The sequence below is a fragment of the Streptosporangium sp. NPDC020145 genome (assembly GCF_040631275.1).
GTDB lineage: Bacteria > Actinomycetota > Actinomycetes > Streptosporangiales > Streptosporangiaceae > Streptosporangium.
In genome coordinates, this window is sequence record NZ_JBEXZT010000008.1 from 119,600 (window position 1) to 136,608 (window position 17,009).

16 protein-coding genes and 2 riboswitches are annotated in these 17,009 nt (G+C 71.4%); of the genes, 8 read left to right on the plus strand and 8 right to left on the minus strand.

Annotated elements, in window-relative coordinates:
• Positions 1-5 precede the first annotated feature (5 nt).
• Positions 6-332 carry a hypothetical protein gene (locus ABZ463_RS17320; protein WP_362776991.1) on the minus strand — a complete coding sequence of 109 codons (327 nt, stop codon included), beginning with the start codon at positions 330-332 and terminating at the stop codon, positions 6-8.
• A 57-nt stretch (positions 333-389) separates the two neighbouring features.
• Between ABZ463_RS17320 and ABZ463_RS17325 the strand changes: the two genes are divergently transcribed.
• The 3 genes from ABZ463_RS17325 to ABZ463_RS17335 all read left to right on the plus strand — a co-directional run bounded on the left by ABZ463_RS17325 (position 390) and on the right by ABZ463_RS17335 (position 2,769).
• Positions 390-920, plus strand: a complete 531-nt coding sequence (locus ABZ463_RS17325) for a PadR family transcriptional regulator (protein ID WP_352009571.1) — start codon at positions 390-392, stop codon at positions 918-920.
• Between the two features lie 107 nt (positions 921-1,027).
• Positions 1,028-1,984, plus strand: a complete 957-nt coding sequence (locus tag ABZ463_RS17330) for an ATP-binding cassette domain-containing protein (protein WP_352009572.1) — start codon at positions 1,028-1,030, stop codon at positions 1,982-1,984.
• 35 nt (positions 1,985-2,019) lie between these two features.
• Positions 2,020-2,769 (plus strand): ABC transporter permease, encoded by a 750-nt coding sequence (locus tag ABZ463_RS17335; protein ID WP_362776995.1) that lies wholly within the window; start codon positions 2,020-2,022, stop codon positions 2,767-2,769.
• Here ABZ463_RS17335 and ABZ463_RS17340 read toward each other — a convergent pair.
• Positions 2,729-3,550: a MurR/RpiR family transcriptional regulator gene (locus ABZ463_RS17340; protein WP_362776997.1), complete on the minus strand. Its 822-nt coding sequence runs from the start codon at positions 3,548-3,550 to the stop codon at positions 2,729-2,731. The genes ABZ463_RS17335 and ABZ463_RS17340 overlap by 41 nt on opposite strands.
• Positions 3,551-4,013: 463 nt before the next feature.
• Entirely contained in the window at positions 4,014-5,741 is a 1,728-nt protein-coding gene (locus ABZ463_RS17345) for an ABC transporter ATP-binding protein (protein ID WP_352009575.1), read from the minus strand.
• 409 nt (positions 5,742-6,150) lie between these two features.
• Between ABZ463_RS17345 and ABZ463_RS17350 the strand changes: the two genes are divergently transcribed.
• Positions 6,151-7,764, plus strand: a complete 1,614-nt coding sequence (locus ABZ463_RS17350; protein ID WP_362776999.1) for a High-affinity nickel-transporter — start codon at positions 6,151-6,153, stop codon at positions 7,762-7,764.
• A gap of 15 nt (positions 7,765-7,779) precedes the next feature.
• Here the strand turns inward: ABZ463_RS17350 and ABZ463_RS17355 are convergent, their stop codons facing one another.
• From ABZ463_RS17355 to ABZ463_RS17370, 4 genes are all read right to left on the minus strand, one after another.
• Positions 7,780-8,517 carry a maleylpyruvate isomerase family mycothiol-dependent enzyme gene (locus ABZ463_RS17355; RefSeq protein WP_352009577.1) on the minus strand — a complete coding sequence of 246 codons (738 nt, stop codon included), beginning with the start codon at positions 8,515-8,517 and terminating at the stop codon, positions 7,780-7,782.
• A 76-nt stretch (positions 8,518-8,593) separates the two neighbouring features.
• Positions 8,594-9,433 (minus strand): alpha/beta hydrolase, encoded by an 840-nt coding sequence (locus tag ABZ463_RS17360; protein ID WP_362777002.1) that lies wholly within the window; start codon positions 9,431-9,433, stop codon positions 8,594-8,596.
• Positions 9,430-10,035, minus strand: a complete 606-nt coding sequence (locus tag ABZ463_RS17365) for a TetR/AcrR family transcriptional regulator (protein ID WP_362777005.1) — start codon at positions 10,033-10,035, stop codon at positions 9,430-9,432. Before ABZ463_RS17365 ends, ABZ463_RS17360 begins: the two co-directional genes overlap by 4 nt.
• 111 nt (positions 10,036-10,146) lie before the next feature.
• Entirely contained in the window at positions 10,147-10,899 is a 753-nt protein-coding gene (locus ABZ463_RS17370) for a hypothetical protein (protein ID WP_352009580.1), read from the minus strand.
• Positions 10,900-11,038: 139 nt separating this feature from the next.
• Positions 11,039-11,137, plus strand: a riboswitch (glycine riboswitch).
• 2 nt (positions 11,138-11,139) lie between these two features.
• Positions 11,140-11,224, plus strand: a riboswitch (glycine riboswitch).
• A gap of 41 nt (positions 11,225-11,265) precedes the next feature.
• Between ABZ463_RS17370 and gcvT the strand changes: the two genes are divergently transcribed.
• From gcvT to ABZ463_RS17390, 4 genes are all read left to right on the plus strand, one after another.
• Positions 11,266-12,354, plus strand: coding sequence for a glycine cleavage system aminomethyltransferase GcvT (gene gcvT, locus ABZ463_RS17375; RefSeq protein ID WP_352009581.1), 1,089 nt, complete (start codon positions 11,266-11,268; stop codon positions 12,352-12,354).
• Positions 12,351-12,740, plus strand: a complete 390-nt coding sequence (gene gcvH, locus ABZ463_RS17380; RefSeq protein WP_352009582.1) for a glycine cleavage system protein GcvH — start codon at positions 12,351-12,353, stop codon at positions 12,738-12,740. Before gcvT ends, gcvH begins: the two co-directional genes overlap by 4 nt.
• 85 nt (positions 12,741-12,825) lie before the next feature.
• Positions 12,826-14,202, plus strand: coding sequence for an L-serine ammonia-lyase (locus ABZ463_RS17385; protein WP_352009583.1), 1,377 nt, complete (start codon positions 12,826-12,828; stop codon positions 14,200-14,202).
• Between the two features lie 112 nt (positions 14,203-14,314).
• Complete coding sequence (locus ABZ463_RS17390) at positions 14,315-16,150, plus strand: hypothetical protein (RefSeq protein WP_362777010.1); 1,836 nt, start codon at positions 14,315-14,317, stop codon at positions 16,148-16,150.
• 188 nt (positions 16,151-16,338) lie between these two features.
• Here ABZ463_RS17390 and ABZ463_RS17395 read toward each other — a convergent pair whose 3' ends face one another.
• Positions 16,339-16,956, minus strand: a complete 618-nt coding sequence (locus tag ABZ463_RS17395; RefSeq protein ID WP_352009585.1) for a DUF6286 domain-containing protein — start codon at positions 16,954-16,956, stop codon at positions 16,339-16,341.
• Positions 16,957-17,009 lie beyond the last annotated feature (53 nt).

Consider the following 17,009-nt stretch of genomic DNA (forward strand, 5'->3'; position numbering starts at 1 on the left):
TCACCCTACTCGGGGCGGAAGGTGTCCGGCCCGGGACGCTCCAGGGTGAGCGCGTAGACGTCGTGCGGGTAGTCGTGGCCCGTCGGCCGGACCCTGACCTCCTGCTCGTCGGCCTCCAGGATGACGCACCGGTGCCATCTGCCCTCCTGCAGGAACAGCCACGGCTCGCCCAGCACGGAAAGGCCCGAGCGGTGGACCTCCTCGGCCGCCTCCTCGTCCGGGCGGGGCTCCCCCAGCGGATAGCCGAACACGGTCAGCGGCTGCCAGGCGTCCCCCACCGGCCGCAGGTAACCCAGAAGGGCGCCGTCGTCGTCACGTCTGATCTCTCTCACGCCCGGCACCGTAGCCCACGATTGACATCGTATTCAAACTTGAATAAAAAATTGCACATGTCCTCCACTCGTGTTCTACTGCTCGGCGTACTGCTCGACGGCCCTCTCCACGGTTACGAGGTGCGGCGCCGCCTCGAACTCATGGGCACCCAGCACTGGGCCAACGTGGCCTACGGCTCGATCTACCACGGACTCGCCAAGATGGCCGACGAAGGCCTCCTTGAGCGGGTCGAGGAGGGAAAGGGAGGCAAGACCGTCTATGGGATCACCGAGATCGGCCGTGCGGAGTTCGCCCGGCACCTGATGAGCCACTGGTGGGAGATCAAGCCGATCGTGGACCCGTTCCAGGTCGCTCTCACCTTCATGGACCGGCTCTCACCCGCCGACCTGACCTCGGCGATGGAGGCCAGGGCCGCGCAGCTGCGCTTCTCGATCTCCATGACCGAGCGCGCGATCGGCGGCAAGCAGGCCTTCGGCGCCCCCCGGCACATCGACGAGTGCCTGCGGCTCAACATCCTGCAGCTCCAGGCCCAGCTCACCTGGCTCGAAGAGGCCATGGAGAAGGTTCGCGACGGGAAGCTGCCGTGAAAAGGGGTTGAGCCTCACACCGCGAGAGGGTCCAGCCTTTCCCGGGAGGTCGCGCGAGCGCCTCCCCACCCCCAGTCACCCCCGGACATCCGGCGGAACGGAGTGTAATGATCATCGAAGCGCGCGGACTGCGCAAGACCTTCACCAGGCGCGGGCGAGGCGGGAGCGAGCAGGTCGAGGCCGTCAGAGGCATCGACCTGTCGGTCTCCGAAGGCGAGATCTTCGCCGCCCTCGGCCCCAACGGAGCGGGCAAGACCACCACGGTCAGGATGCTCGCCACCTTCACCGCCCCGACCGCGGGAACGGCCACCGTGGCCGGATACGACGTGGTACGGCAGGCGGCCAAGGTCAGGGAGCGGATCGGGTACGTGGGCCAGACGGGCGGGATGGACGACAACGCCCCCGGCCTCGACAGCCTCCTGCTGGCCGCGCGCCTGGCGGGCCACTCCCGCAGGCAGGCGGCCGTCCGGGCCGACGAGCTGCTCGCGGCCTTCAGCCTGACCGAGATCGCCCGGCGCCCCCTCAAGACGCTGTCCGGCGGCCAGAAGCGGCGCTTCGCGCTGGCGGTCGGCCTGGTGAACCGGCCGCCGCTGGTCTTCCTCGACGAGCCGACGACCGGCCTCGACCCGCAGAACCGCGCCAACCTGTGGCAGGAGGTGCGCGCCCTGCGCGACCAGGGCACCAGCGTGCTGCTGACCACCCACTACCTGGACGAGGCCGACGCGCTGTGCGACCGGCTCGTCATCATCGACAACGGCCAGATCGTGGCCGAGGGCACCCCGCAGGGACTCAAGCGGGAGATCTCCGGGGACGTCGTCACCCTCAGGGTCGACGACCGGGCCGCGGCGCTGCCGCTGCTGGCCGCGCAGCCGTACATCAAGGAGACCCAGGAGCGGGACGACGCGCTGCTGGCCTACCTCGACGACGGCGAGCGCAACCTGACGTCACTGCTGCGCGCCCTTGAGGCCGGTGGGCTGGCCATCCGGTCCATCTCCCTCGACCGGGCCACGCTGGACGACGTCTTCCTGCGGCACACGGGGCGTTCCCTGCGTGACGCCGCCTGACGACCACCCCCACCGTCGAAACGTTAGGACCCCCCATGTTCCGGCACACCGCACTGTTCTTCGGCCACGAGCTGCGCGCCATCCTGCGCAATCCGGCCTGGGTGCTGATCGGCATCATGCAGCCCGTGCTCTACCTGCTGTTGTTCGCCCCGCTGCTGACCAAGACCACCCGGGGCGGAACGATGGGTGAGGCGCTGCGGATGTTCACCCCCGGCGCGATGATGATGATCGCGCTGTTCGGCTCGCTCTTCACCGGCTTCGCCATGATCAACGAGACCCGCAACGGCGTGCTCGAACGGCTGGCGGTCAGCCAGGCCTGGCGGCCCGCGATCATCCTCGGCCGGGTCGTCAAGGACATGCTCGTGCTCGCCTGCCAGGCGCTGCTGGTGATGGGCGTCGCCGTGCTCATGGGCCTGCGGCTGAGCCCGGCGGCGGCCCTGCTGATGCTGCTGCTCATGGCCACCACCGGCCTGTTCGCCGCCAGTCTCTCCTACGGCCTGGCGCTGGCCATCCGCGACGAGAACGGCCTGTCGCAGATCGTGCAGTTCTTCGCCCTTCCGCTGACCCTGCTGGCCGGGATGCTGCTGCCGGTCTCCCTCGGCCCGCAGTGGATGCAGACCGTCGCGAGGTTCAACCCGCTCTACTACGCGGTCGAGGCCGGGCGCTCGCTGTTCGCCGAGCGCCTGACCGACACCACGATCCCGGTGGCCTTCGCCGTCTTCCTCGTGCTCGGCGCCCTGACCCTCACCTGGTCCGTGCGTTCCCTGCGGAAGCTGGCGGGCTAGCCGTACCCGGCCGGTTCCCGGTGAAGACCCCGGCCCTGTCGATCATCCGCTCGTACTCCTCAAGCCGGGCCTGCGTCCGCAGCGGCGCCGCGTCCGCCATGGCCTCGACCAGCACCATGGCCAGGGCGAGCGGCGCCGTGTGCGCGTCGAACACCAGGCGTTCACCGACCGGGGCGTCCAGGATCACGTCCGCCTCGAACGGCACGTCGCGCCTGTCGGTGATCACCGCGGTCCGCAGGCCCAGCTCCCTGGCCCCGCGCAGGGCCCGTACGGCCTCGGCCGGATAGCGGGGAAGCACCACGGCGACCAGCCAGGCGGCCCCCGCCCTGCGCGCGGCGTCCAGGCCGTCGGCCAGCTCGGAGCCGCCGTGGGTCAGCAGGCGGACGTCGGGGTGGATCCTGCGGGCGAAGTAGGCGAACGTGGTGGCCAGCCCGCTCGAAACCCGCAGCCCGAGAACGGGCAGCGGCTCGCACCCGGCCAGCGCGGCGCCCAGTTCGGCGATGACCGAGGGGTCGGCCAGCCGGTCGCGCACACTCCGCAGGTTCTCGATCTCCGCGTCGATCGCGGTCTGCAGGTCGTTGGCCCGCGACAGGGGCCGCTCGCTCACCACGAACGGCCGCAGCGCCTGCCTCAGCTCGGGATAGCCGGCGAAGCCGAGCGACGTGGCGAACCTGGTCACCGAGGGCTGGCTCACCCCGGCCCGTTCCGCCAGCTCCACGCTGGACAGGAAGACGGCCTCGGCCAGGTGGTCGTTGAGATAGCGCGCGATCCGCCGCTGCACGGGCGAGAGCCTCCGGCCCTCAAGAAGTCGATCGAGTCCTTCCCCCACGTCCCCTCCAACCGCTCGCCCCTCCACCGGCATTCCATCTCCCTCCCGTCCCGGTGTCGTTCATACACCTCACGGAAAGGTGGACATGACGGCGGAGGCGCCATGGCAGGGGTGAACCCATAAAAAAGGGGGCGTCCCAGGCCGCACGCCGGGACGCCCCATCCTTTCCACCACCGCCACATCGGCCTGTGCCCCGCCCTGTCCCGCACGAACCGGACCGGAGGCCGAACCCGGTGAGCGTCCCGAGGGGCGCTCCTGAGCGAAGAAGAGGCTTCGCACAGGGCGGATGCCCGGTTTCCTCCGGCGCCAACCGACGGAGGAGACCGGCGCCCGAACCATCGCCCTCTCCACCACGTAAATTTGCGGGAGCCGTACGAAACCCGGGAGATCAGTTCGACTCCGGCGGCCGTCTCCCTCAGGTCGGCAGCAGGAACTGGGTCGCGGCCAGCTCGCGGTAGAGGTCGTCGTCGTCGAGCAGCTCCCCGTGGGTGCCGACCGCCCGTACGACCCCGCCCTCCATGACCACGATCCGGTCGGCGCTGGTCACCGTGGACAGGCGGTGGGCGATCACCAGCACGGTCGTCTCCTTCGCCACCTCGGCGATCACCTCGCGCAGCCGCATCTCGTTGACCGCGTCGAGCTGGGAGGTCGCCTCGTCGAGCAGGAGCACCCTGGGCCTGCGCAGCAGGGCCCTGGCGATGGCGACCCGCTGACGCTCCCCACCGGAGAGCATGATCCCGCGATGGCCGACCTGGGTCTCCAGGCCCTCGGGGAGCCGGGCGACCAGGTCGTCGAGCCTGGTCAGCGCGAGCACCCGCCGGACGTCGGTCTCGTCGACCCCGGGGGCGGCGAAGACGAGGTTCTCCCGCAGCGTGCCGTCCAGCACGGGCGCGTCCTGCTCGACGTAGCCGAGGACGGCCCGCAGCTCGGGCAGCGGCCAGTCCCGCACGTCACGGCCGTCGACGGTGATCGTCCCCGACTGCTGCTCGTAGAAGCGCTCCAGCAGGGCGAAGACCGTGGACTTGCCCGCCCCCGACGGGCCGACCAGGGCGGTCAGGCCGCGCGCCGGGATCTCGAAGGAGACGCCGCCGTGCACGACCGGCCGGTCCTCGCCGTAGCGGAAGACCACGTCCCGGAAGCCCACCCCGGCGGGAGTCGTGCCGGAGACGCCCGCCGGGGTCCCGATCTCCTCCGCGGGGAGTTCCTCGATCTCCCTGATCCGCCTGACCGCGGCCAGGCCGTTCTGCATCTGGGTGAAACCGTGCACGAGCTGGCCGATCGGGGAGACCAGGTAGAAGAGGTAGAGCAGGAAGGCGACCAGCGAGGAGACCGCGAGCGCACCCGAGGCGACCCGCGCGCCGCCGACGCCGAGCACCGCGACGAAGGCGAGCTGGGCGGCCACCCAGGTGGAGATGCCCGCGATCGAGGTCCACCAGGCGACGGCGACCCCCCTGTCACGCGCCTCGCGGGCCGCGGCATCCACGGTGGCGATCTCGCGTTCCTCCGCGCCGCTGGCCTTGACCGTGCGGAAGGCCTGCAGCACCCGGTCCAGCACCGCGCCCATCTCGCCGACCGCGACCTGCGCCTGGGTGGAGGCGCGCCGGATGCGCGGCATGACCAGGCCGACCAGCGAGCCGACCACGGCCAGGACCACCAGGGTGACCACCAGCAGCAGCCCGTCCATGACCGCCATCATCACGATGGCGCCGACCAGCATGAACAGCGCGCTGACCATCTCGACGACGCCCTCGGTGAACACCGCGCGCAGCAGTGTGGTGTCCGAGGTCACCCGGGACAGCAGGTCGCCCGGTTTGAGACGGTCGACCTCGGAGACCCGCAACCTGAGGATGCGTCCGACCAGGCCCCGCCTGGCGGCGAAGACCACTCCCTCCCCCATGCGTTCGAGCACGTATCTGCCCAGCGCGCCGACGACCGCGCCCACGACGACCGCGACCGTCAGGCCGAGCACCGGCCCGGCCAGGGACCGGTTCGCGCCGAAGGCGTCGATGACCGTCTTGGCGAGCAGGGGCATGGCCAGGCCGGCGAGCGAGCCGACCAGGCTGAGCGCGCCGCCGAGCAGCAGGGCGGAACGGTGTGGCCTGATGTAGGCGAACAGCGGGCGCCACGACGCGGTCTCTGACAATTCCCGTCTCCTTTGAGATGACATGACCGGCCCCCGACCGACGTGCTTCATATCTACTGCGCACACGCCCCTTTCGAGCGGCACGGCCGGTTTCGTAGACGAAAGTCGATTCCGTCAACATAGGTTGACGCGATCGGCATGTCAACCATGGTTGACGCAAGAGAAGCGGGACACCCGGGGAGGGATGCCCTCTTCGGTCTCCCCAAGGGAAAAATCCATGAATTTTCTGCTCTTTCCGCCGTGCCACCGCGCGAAAAAGCCATCCGGAGCCGGAAGCATTCCAGCGGCGACCAGGCGGCCACCGGTGCCCCGGGGCACTCCCCGGGGCACCGCAGGCCGCCGACGCCGAGATCGAACGTTCGCCGGCACGACGGAGCCCCGTCCGCGTCCGTGAGCCTCGGGAGGTTGCATGACATCGGCACAGGTCCCACCGCCCGCGGGCCGGTACGGCGCGCGGGAACGGCGTCGTGGAGGGCTCCTGTTCGTCCTCTCCTGCCTGGCGGTCGCGATGTTCCCCGCCTTCGCCCCGCCCGCCGCCGCGCATCCGCTGGGGGACCTCACCGTCAACCACTACGACGGCCTGCGGATCACCCCGGACCGGATCGAGAACACGGCGGTCGTCGACAGCGCCGAGCTGCCCACCCTCCAGGCCGTGACCGAGATGGACACCGACGGCTCGGGCAGGGTCTCCGCCGCCGAACTGGCGGCCTACGGCGCCGCCCGCTGCGCCGCGCTCGCCGGGGCACAGCGGCTGACCGTCAACGGCTCCCCCGTCGCCTGGCGTGTCGCCGGGAGCGGCCTGCGGTACGCCCGGGGGCAGGGCGGCCTGCGGACCAGCCGCCTGACGTGCGACCTGACCGCCGACGTCCGCGCCCGGGGGACGGTCGACTTCAGCGACGACTACCTGCCCGACCGGACCGGCTGGCGGGAGATCACCGCGGTCGCCTCCGGCGGTCTGCGCCTGAGCCGGTCCTCCGTTCCCGGGACGAGTGTCAGCGGACGGCTGCGGTCCTACCCGGACGACCTGCTGGCCGCCCCGCTCGACCAGCGGACCGCGCGGCTGAGCGTCACCCCGGAGACAGGTCCCTCGGCGGCCGTGCCGTCCCCGACGCCCGAGCCGTCCGACCTGTCCGGGCTGTCCGGCGGTCCGCTCGGCGGTGTGACGGCCTGGCTCGACCACACCTTCACCGGCCTGGTCGGCACCGACTCGCCGACCGCGCCGCTCGTGCTGCTCTCGGTGCTCATGGCCGTCGCGCTGGGCGCCGGGCACGCCCTCATCCCGGGGCACGGCAAGACCATCATGGCCGCCTACCTGGCGGGCAGACGGGGACGCCCGCGTGACGCGCTGATCGTCGGCGCGACCGTCACCGTGACCCACACAGTCGGCGTCCTGGTGGCCGGTCTGCTGCTGACCTTCCTGTCCGCGCTCACCGGCGAGGCGGTGCTCGCCTGGCTCGGCCTGGTCAGCGGTCTGCTGATCACCCTGGTCGGGGCCGGGCTGCTGCGCTCCGCCTGGCATGCCCACCGCACCGGCGAGGCCCCCGCCCACGGTCACGGCCACACCCACGGCCGTACTCCCCTCGTTCCCCGGCGTTCCCCCGTCCGGGAGGTCCCCGGCGGCGCGGCCCACGGGTACGCGCCGGTCGCCGTCCTCGAACGGCGGGCCGAGGAGGACCTCCCCCGCGAGCCGACGCCCCGCTCCCGGCGCGGGCTGGTCGGCCTGGGCGTGGCCGGAGGGCTGGTGCCCAGCCCCTCGGCGCTCGTCGTCCTGCTGGGCGCGATCGGCCTCGGCCGCACATGGTTCGGGATCGCGCTGATCCTGGCGTACGGCCTCGGCATGGCGGGCACGCTCACCCTCACCGGGCTGCTGCTGGTCAAACTCGCCGGGCGTCTCGGCCGCCTGGCGGCCGGGGGAAACGGCGTGGCGAGCCGCCTGTCCTCGCTCCTGCCGATCGGCACCGCCGTGGCCGTCATGCTGCTCGGTCTCGGCCTGACCGTGCGGAGCCTCATCGGCGCCGCGTGAACGACCCCGGACCGCCTACTGGGTCTCCTCCTGCAGGCGCGCCCACAGCCCGGCGAGCGCGTCCACGTCACCGGAGCTCCTGAGGGAGTTGCCGCCCGCCCCGCGCCGGTTCCACAGGTGGAGCAGGAGGTCCTCCGGCTCGCCGTCGATCCGCGCGTCCGGCGTCGCCCCCTCCTTCGCCCACACCGCGCGGTCCGCGCGCAGCGTCAGCGCCCACTCCCGGTCCCCGCAGCCCAGCACGACCGTACGGCCGACGCCCTGCTCCCGTTCGGGCCTGCCGCCGAAGTCGTGGGTGATGAAACCGAGCAGCTCGTCGACGCCGTCGGCCGCCGGCTCGGGGTCGACCGGGGTCGGCCCCCCGTCGATCAACTCGGCGTCGATCCGGTGGACGACCGTCTCGTGGGCCATCCTGCGGTACCAGAAGCCGACCGTCCGGTCCGGCGGGAACCAGGTGTGGGAGGGCGCGCCCGGCCCGCGCATGACGAGCTGGTCGAGCAGCGTCTCACGCTGGGAGAGGAACCAGTCCCTGAGCGCGGCGTCGCCGGGCAGCGGCGCCCGCTCGGCCTTCTGCGGGTCACGCCCGAGCCGCATGCACAGGACCTTGTGGTCGTAGACCCCTCCGACGTGGTGGAGCAGGTCACGGCCGGTCCAGCCGGGGCACGACGGCACCCGGGCGTCCAGCCCCCGCTCCGCGGCCGCGAGCAGGAGATCACCGTCGGCGCGGATCAGGTCGAGATAGCGAGTGTGATCCATGGGCGGCATCATGCCGTACGGCCCCGACGGTCCTCTCCCTGTTTTCCGCTCGGCCGGTGGACGCCGCGCCCCGGTGTCACCGGGCGTCGAGCACCTCGCGAAGCAGCTTCCCGAACTCGGCGGGGTGGGTGCTGAGCCCCGTGTGCCCGCCGGGGAAGTGGACCAGCTCCGTGCCGAACCGCTCTGCCAGGAGGGCCGCGGGACGGTAGGGCAGTTCGCCGTGGGAGTCCGCCCCGGCCGCGAGCACGAGCCGGTCCGACAGGGCCCGCAGCCGGTCCACGTCCGGGACGTGGGCCATGAAGCTCGGGATGACACGCCCGATGAAGTAGGGGGCGTCGGCCATCGACCGTTCGACGCGCGCGGCCGCCCTGGGGGACAGCTCGGCGGCGGGCCGCGCGCCGGCGCTCTCCCCCGGGCGCCTGAGACCGGCCGCGAGCACGGTCGCCGCGGCCATCGGCCCCTCCCGGTCGAAGGCCTCCCGGACACGGGCGAGCATCGCGCGGTGCTCGGCGGCGTCCGGCAGCACCTCGGCCAGCGGCGGCTCGTGCGCCACGACACGTGCGATCCGCCCGGGGTGGGCGGTGAGCAGGTGCATCGCGACGATCGCCCCCGAGCTGCAGCCCGCCACGCTGACGGGCTCCCCGGGGGAGAGCAGGTCGATCAGCCCGAGGGCGTCCTCGGCGTGCTGTTCCACCCGCTGGGGCGCCGCCGGGTCGTCCAGCGGGCTGTTGGACAGGCCGCGCGGGTCGTAGGTGACGACCGTGCGGTCGGCGGCCAGGTCGTCGACGATCTCCTCGAAGGAGGCGGCGCCGCCGGTGCCGCCGGGGATCAGCAGCAGGAGCGGCCCGCGCCCCCGCACCTCGTAGTACAGCTCGGCGCCGTCCACACGCAGGCGTCCGGTGGTCGTCTCGGTCATGTCCTGTCTCCTTCACCGTGTGGTTCGTGCTCGGCGGGCCAGCGCTCCAGGAGGGTGTGCAGGGCGTCGAGGCAGCGTGACCACGACTCCTCGGCCGGGCGCGAGTGCGCGAACCCGCCCGCCGCCTCAAGGCTGATGAAGCCGTGCAGCATGCTGCGCAGCAGCCGTACCGCGTCGGTCAGGTCGGGCTCCCCGAGGGCGTAGGCGCGCAACATGCCGTAGGTCAGCTCGATCGCGCGCCGCGGCCCGCGCGCCGCGGCCAGGAGCTCGGGGTCGATCTCCGTGGGGATCTGCGTCGCCATGTAGCGGCCCGGATGTTCGCGGGCGTAGTCCCGGTAGGCGGTCGCGTACGCGACCAGCGCGTCCCTGCCCGCCAGCCCCGCGGTGGCCTCCGCGATGCGGACGCTCTTCTCGTCGGCCGCCAGCAGGGCGATCCGGCCGCGCAGGTCCTCAAGGCCGCGAACGTGCGCGTAGAGGCTGGCGTCCTTCACCCCGAGCCGTCGTGCCACCGCCGACATGGTCAGCCGGTCGAACCCGACCTCGTCGGCCAGTTCGGCACCGGCGAGCGTCACCCGATCCGTCGTCAACCCGGCCCGCGCCATACGCGCCCCCCTCTCCTAGAGTCCCTAGAATGTAACTAATCCCATTAGCTTCTGTCTAATGAGATTAGTTTCACCGGGCGCGCGACAGTACGGCACGGCGGTTCACCGAGGTCAGCGGCGTGGCCGCAGGCGGGAGGAGGGCAGGTCGTGACGGCCGGAGACGAACTCCTGGAAGGCGATCTTGACCTTGATGGCCGGGCGACGCCAGCGCTCCTCACGGCGCTGCGCCCTGGCCAGTTTCCAGGGCCTCGGCCTTCGGGAGCCCGGGGCGAAGAACCAGTGGGCCCAGGGGGAGCCGGGCCGGGCCAGCCGCAGCGCCCCGACGATCAGCAGCAGCGGGACGAACAGACCGACCATGCCCGTCCAGATCTTCCCCTTCAGCAGGGTGACCACGGCGAGCATGAGATTGAGCACGAGGAAGCCGACCGCCAGCCACGTCCCCTGCGGCGTGCCGTCCGGCCGCTCCCAGCCCAGCGGGCGCAGGCCGAGCAGGAGCAGACCGGTGACGGCGATCGCGATGAACACCGCGTCGACCGACGTGCGGCCCTCCTCCTCCCAGTAGACGTCGTGCAGGTGCAGGATCAGCGCGAACTCGTCCAGGATGAGGGCGGCGCCCACCCCGAAGACGGCCGCGGTCAGGGCATACCACCCCTGGGATACGCCGGAGACGAGCAGGCCGGAGACCCCGCCGAGCATCGTCAGCACCACGCCGAACACCACATGGTGGATGTGCATGTCGCCGACGCTGACGTTGCCGAACCAGCCGATCTTGGCGCGGATGAGCCGGACGTTGATGCGGGTGAAGACGAAGGCGACGATCAGCGCGACGAAGAAACAGAAGAGCGGTAGCCGTCCTGTTTCCACGATTCGATGTTGGAACAAATCCCCCACTGCACCTTCAGGTTATGCGAGAGCCGTCATGATCACGCCTAACCGGACACTCTGTCCCGACCCGGGGATTTCGCTCGGCCCTCGCCTACGGTTAGGCTGGCCGGGACACCGACGAGCCCGCGCGGGAGAGCGTCCTGACATCCAGGCCAGGACCCCTGAAGGAGCAAGCCCTCCCCGCAAACCTCTCAAGGCAAAGGACCGCGTGGGTAGGTGCCTCTGGAAAGCAGGCCGTACGGCCTCGCCGAAGGTGAAAGTCCGGCAAAAATCGGGCGAAGCTCTCAGGCATCCATGACAGAGGGGGAGGATGCTTCTCATCCGACCCCTGTCTGAGGTGCGAACATGTCCCGACCCACGCCGCTGCGCGGTGTTCACGAGGCCCTCGGCGCGACGCTGACCGACTTCGCGGGCTGGCTGATGCCGCTGCGCTACGGAAGCGAGTCCGCCGAGCACAACGCGGTCCGCCAGGCGGCCGGCCTGTTCGACCTCTCCCACATGGGAGAGATCTTCGTGACGGGCCCGCAGGCAGGCGAGGCCCTCGACTACGCGCTCGTCGGTCACATCTCCGCCCTTGAGCCGGGACGCGCCCGCTACACGATGATCGTCGATCCCCAGGGCGGCGTGCTCGACGACCTGATCGTCTACCGCCTGGCCGACCAGGAGTTCATGGTCGTCGCCAACGCCTCCAACTACCCCCGGGTCGCCGCCGAGCTGACCGAGCGCGCCGGGGCCTTCGAGGCCGCGGTCGAGGACCGCTCCGAGCAGTACGCGCTGGTCGCGGTACAGGGGCCGCGCTCCCGCGAGATCCTGGGCGGGCTCACCGACGCCGACCTCGACGGCCTGAAGTACTACGCGGGCCTTCCCGCGACCGTCGCCGGGCTCTCCGCCCTCGTCGCCCGCACCGGCTACACCGGCGAGGACGGCTTCGAGCTGTTCGTCGCCGCCGACGACGCCGAGCCGCTGTGGGCCGCGCTCACCAAGGCGGGCGAGCCGTACGGCCTGCTGCCCGCCGGGCTTTCGGCGCGTGACACCCTCCGTCTTGAGGCGGGGATGCCGCTGTACGGCAACGAGCTCTCCGCTGATCTCACCCCGTTCGACGCGGGGCTCGGCCGTGTGGTGAGGTTTGACAAACCAGGCGACTTCGTCGGCAGGGCCGCCCTTGAGCCGCTCAAGGACGTCCCCCCGGCCCGCCGCCTGGTGGGACTGATCGCGACCGGCCGCAGGGTGCCCCGCCACGGGTATCCGGTGGTCTCCGGCGACGGCGTCGTCGTCGGAGAGGTGACCAGCGGAGCGCCTTCCCAGACCCTGGGCAGGCCGATCGCCATGGCCTACGTGGACAACGGAACGTCCGCTGGACTGGCCGTGGACATCCGGGGCAGTCACGAGCCGGTCGAGGTCGTTGAGCTGCCTTTCTACAGGAGGAAAAAGTGAGTGACATTCCCGAGGAGCTGCACTACACCAAGGAGCACGAGTGGATCTCGGGCATAGACGACGGCCTGACCCTGACCGTCGGCATCACCGCCTACGCCGCCAACGCCCTCGGTGACGTGGTCTTCGTCCAGTTGCCCGAGGCCGGTTCCTCGCTCACCGCGGGTGAGGCGGTCGGCGAGGTCGAGTCGACCAAGTCGGTGAGCGACATCTTCGCGCCGGTCGGCGGTGAGGTCGTCGAGGTCAACGAGGCCGTCGTCGACGACCCCTCGCTGGTCAACAGTGACCCCTATGGCGACGGCTGGCTGTTCCGCGTCCGGCTTGAGGGTGACCCGGAGGACCTGCTGTCCCCCGAGGAGTACACGGCACTCACTTCGGGCGAATCCTGAAATATCTAATCTTGCGTCGTGATCACGCGCGTCCACCGGCGCGCGTGATCACGACCGCGGGACAGCGCAAAGGCAGGGCAGATCAATGGCGATCAGCGTCTTCGACCTCTTCAAGATCGGTATCGGCCCGTCCAGCTCGCACACCGGCGGCCCGATGGCCGCCGCCCACAGGTTCGCCAGAGGGCTCGACCACGACGGCCTGCTCGACAAGACCACCCGGGTCGAGGTCATCCTCTACGGCTCACTCGGCCTGACCGGCAAGGGCCACGGCAGCGACAAGGCCGTCCTTCTCGGCCTGACCGGCGACAAACCCGAACTCGTCGACGTCGACACCGTCGACGAACGGCTGGCCGCCATGCGCGCCTCGGGAACGATCCGGTTGTACGGCTCCCGCGAGATCCCGTTCGTGGTCGGTGAGCATCTCGTCTTCGAACGCAAGATCTCCCTGCCGCACCACCCGAACGGCATGCGGTTCACCGCCTTCGGGGAGACCGGCGACGTCCTGCGGGAGAAGGTCTACTACTCGGTCGGCGGCGGCTTCGTGGTCGACGAGAACGCCACCGGCGCCGACCGCATCAAACCGGACGACACCGTCCTGCCGTACCCCTTCACCACGGCGGCCGAACTGCTCGGCCACTGCACGGAGACGGGTCTTTCCGTCTCGGGGCTGATGCTGGAGAACGAGAAGGCCTTCGGCCTGTCCGAGCGGGAGATCCGCGACCGGCTGCTGAACCTGTGGCGCGTCATGAGCGAGTGCGTCGGGCGCGGCATCGCCAAGGAGGGCGTGCTGCCCGGCGGCCTGAAGGTCAGGCGCAGAGCCCACCAGCTCCACCGGAGGCTGCAGAGCGAGGCCGCGGAGAAGGACCCGCTGCACGCGATGGACTGGGTCTCGCTGTTCGCCCTCGCGGTGAACGAGGAGAACGCCGCGGGCGGGCGGGTCGTCACGGCACCGACGAACGGCGCGGCGGGCATCGTCCCGGCCGTGCTCACCTACTACGACCGGTTCGTCCCGAACTCCGACGACGACGGGGTGGTGCGCTTCCTGCTCACCGCGGGGGCGATCGGCGTGCTGTTCAAGGAGAACGCCTCCATCTCCGGCGCCGAGGTCGGCTGCCAGGGCGAGGTCGGCTCCGCCTGCTCGATGGCGGCGGCCGGGCTGACCGAGGCGCTCGGCGGCACCCCCGAGCAGGTGGAGAACGCCGCCGAGATCGGCATCGAGCACAACCTGGGGCTGACCTGCGACCCGATCGGCGGCCTGGTGCAGATCCCGTGCATCGAGCGCAACGCGGTGGCCTCGATCAAGGCCATCACCGCGGCCAGGATCGCGCTGCGCGGCGACGGCCGCCACTTCGTCTCCCTGGACAAGGCGATCAAGACGATGCGTGACACCGGCCGCGACATGCTCGACAAGTACAAGGAGACGAGCAGGGGCGGCCTGGCGGTGAACGTCATCGAATGCTGACCCGACCTCCCGGCAAACACGCCAAACTCCACGAACTTTGACATCTCACCCGGCCACTCGCCGTAGCGCCCCTATGCTGGGTGCCGCTGTCACCGAGAGTCGGGAGGACGTCGTGCCGACGAAGGTCTCACAGCCGGAGAAGACACGTCCGGGAGGCCGGGCCCGCCACCGCGCGTCCGCCCTCCCCGGCGACCACCGTGACCACAGCGGCTCCCCGGGCTCCCGTGGTTCCCGTGGCTCTCACTGGTTCTTCGCGCTGGCCCTGCTCGCCGGGATCGGGGTGCGCGCGCTGGCCGTGCTCGGTTACCGGCCCACGCTGTGGTTCTGGGCCGACTCCTTCGTCTACCTCGGCGCCGGACTCGACCCCCGGCCGATGGAGTCCCGCCCCTCCGGCTACTCCCTGCTGTTGTGGGCGCTGCGCCCGCTGTCCAGCGTCCAGGCGGTCGTGGTGATCCAGCACCTGCTCGGGCTCGCCACGGCGTTGTGCGTCTACCTTCTGCTGCGCCGCCGGGGAGGGCTGCCGGGGTGGGGGGCGACGCTGATCACGCTCCCCGTGCTGCTCGACGTCCACCAGGTCCAGCTCGAACACCTCGTCATGGCGGACCTGCCGATGGAGTTCCTCGTGGTCGCGGCGGTCACGCTGGTGATGTGGCGGCGGCGCCCACCTGCGTGGGCGGCGCTGCTCGCCGGGCTCCTGCTCGCGGCGGCGACCGTGACCAGGACGATCGGGCTGCCGCTGGCCCTCGTGGTACTGGTGTGCATGGTGATCGGACGGTCCGGATGGCGGGCGGTCACGGCCACCGCGCTGGCCTGCGCGATCGGCCTGGGCGGCTACGCGGCCTGGTTCGCCTCCGAGTACGGCAACTACGGCCTGACCAGGGGAAACGCCTTCCTCTGGGCGCGCACCATGACCTTCGCCGACTGCGCCAGGATCAAACCCGCCGGTCCCGAGGCCGCGCTGTGCCCGACCGTCCCCGTCGCCGAGCGCAAGGCCCCGCCCGTCTACATCTGGGACGCCTCCTCGCCCCTGAACAAGGTCAAGGGAACCTGGGCCGAGCGTGACAGGCTCGCGGGCGCCTTCGCGGCCCAGGCCATCAGGGCGCAGCCGCTCGACTTCCTCACCGCGGGCCTCACCGACGTGGCCCATGTCTTCGACTGGGAACGCAGGGTCTACCCGACCCCCGGCCCGCAGAGCGCCTACGTCTTCCCCGCCGTCGCCAGGCCCTTCCCCACCGGCGCCGCCTCCCAGGGCAGGACCGCCGAGGAGCTGACCGTCGCCTACCAGGGCGCCTCCGGCGAGACCCGTCTCGTCGAGCCGTACGCGGGCTGGCTGCGCCTCTACCAGGAGAACGGCTTCCTGCGCGGCCCGGTCCTCGCCGTGATCGTGCTGGTCGGGCTGGCCGGGGTGCTGCGCAACTGGCGGCGGCTCGGCGGGGTCGTGCTGCTGCCGTGGGCGGCGGGGGCCGTACTGCTGGCCCTGCCGCCCTTCATCGCGGCCTTCGACCACCGCTACGTGGTCCCGGCCGTCCCGTTCGCCTGCCTGGCCGCTGGACTCGCCTTCGCCGTACGGGACCGTGCCCCCGCCGCCCCCGCCGCCCCCGCCGCCCCGGAACCGGCGGCACCGGGACCGGCGGGGTCAGCGGCCCCGGACGTGCAGCCTGACCCAGGCGCCGAGGTTCTCGTCCCCTATCGTCCTGCGGACCTTGGAGACCGCGTCCTTGTTCAGCCGCGCGACGAGCCTGCCGACGTCGGTGGCCGGCCCGCAGGTGATCGCGACGCGCAGACGATCGTCCTTCGCGTGCCTGACGCCAACTCGGACGAGCCCTTCGATTTCTTTAACCGCGACCCCCAGCATGGCCGTACCGGTGGCGCTGCGGCGCCCCACCCGTCCCCAGCCCAGGGCGCGCAGCAGCCACCTGATCGACAGCAGCGCCAGCACCACCAGTAGCAACGCCACCAGCCATCCCAGCCACGCGTGCTGCTCCAGGTAGGAGGGCAGCCCCCGGCTCATGATCCGGTCGTCGCGTGGCTGGGAGGAGAGCTTTCCCTGCCCCCGCAGGCAGGCGTACATCCCCGCCCCGGTCAGCGTCACCCCCGTGAGGGCCAAGCCGATCCTGTTGTCCAGGTAGGCCCGCATCAGGCTCCCCTCCTGCACAGCCGTACGACGATCTCTCGCGCGCACATCGCGCCCAGGGCCGTCAGCCGGTCACCCACGACGATGCCCACCTGACGCAGCAGGTGGCCCGTCCGGTCGGCGTCGGTGAACACGGTGACCTCGATGTCACGCGAGCCGAGCCGTACCCGGGCCCGCCCGACCCCGTCGACCGACTCCGCCGCCGCCCGCAGCGTACGGCGAAGCCCCGCCCTGGTCAGGCCGATCACCATCCGGGAGTCCGCGGACTCCAGCGGCACCAACCGGGTCTTGCCCGGCAGCACGGCCAGGGCGAACAGCACGATCCCGGCCGCCGTCACCGCCAGCGCCACGGCGAAGACCGCGGGGTCGGACCACCTGGCCGCCCCGATCCCCTCGGCGACCCTGCGGTACGGCACCCGCCCCATCGGGGAGCCCATCGTCAGCCCCGCCGTCACACAGGCCGCGGCCGAGAGCGCCGCCGAGACCAGTACGGCGGCCACCAGGCCCGCCGGATTGCGCTCGGGCCGCAGCAGCCGTACCGATCTGCGCCGGACGGCGTGCAGGTGCTCCCCCGCCGTGGTTCCGCCCGTCCCCGCCATGATGTCCTGGAGAGTGCTCATCACCTGGACAGGTCTACGCGTCCCGGAGTCGTCACGCGGGGGTGAAGCGGCGA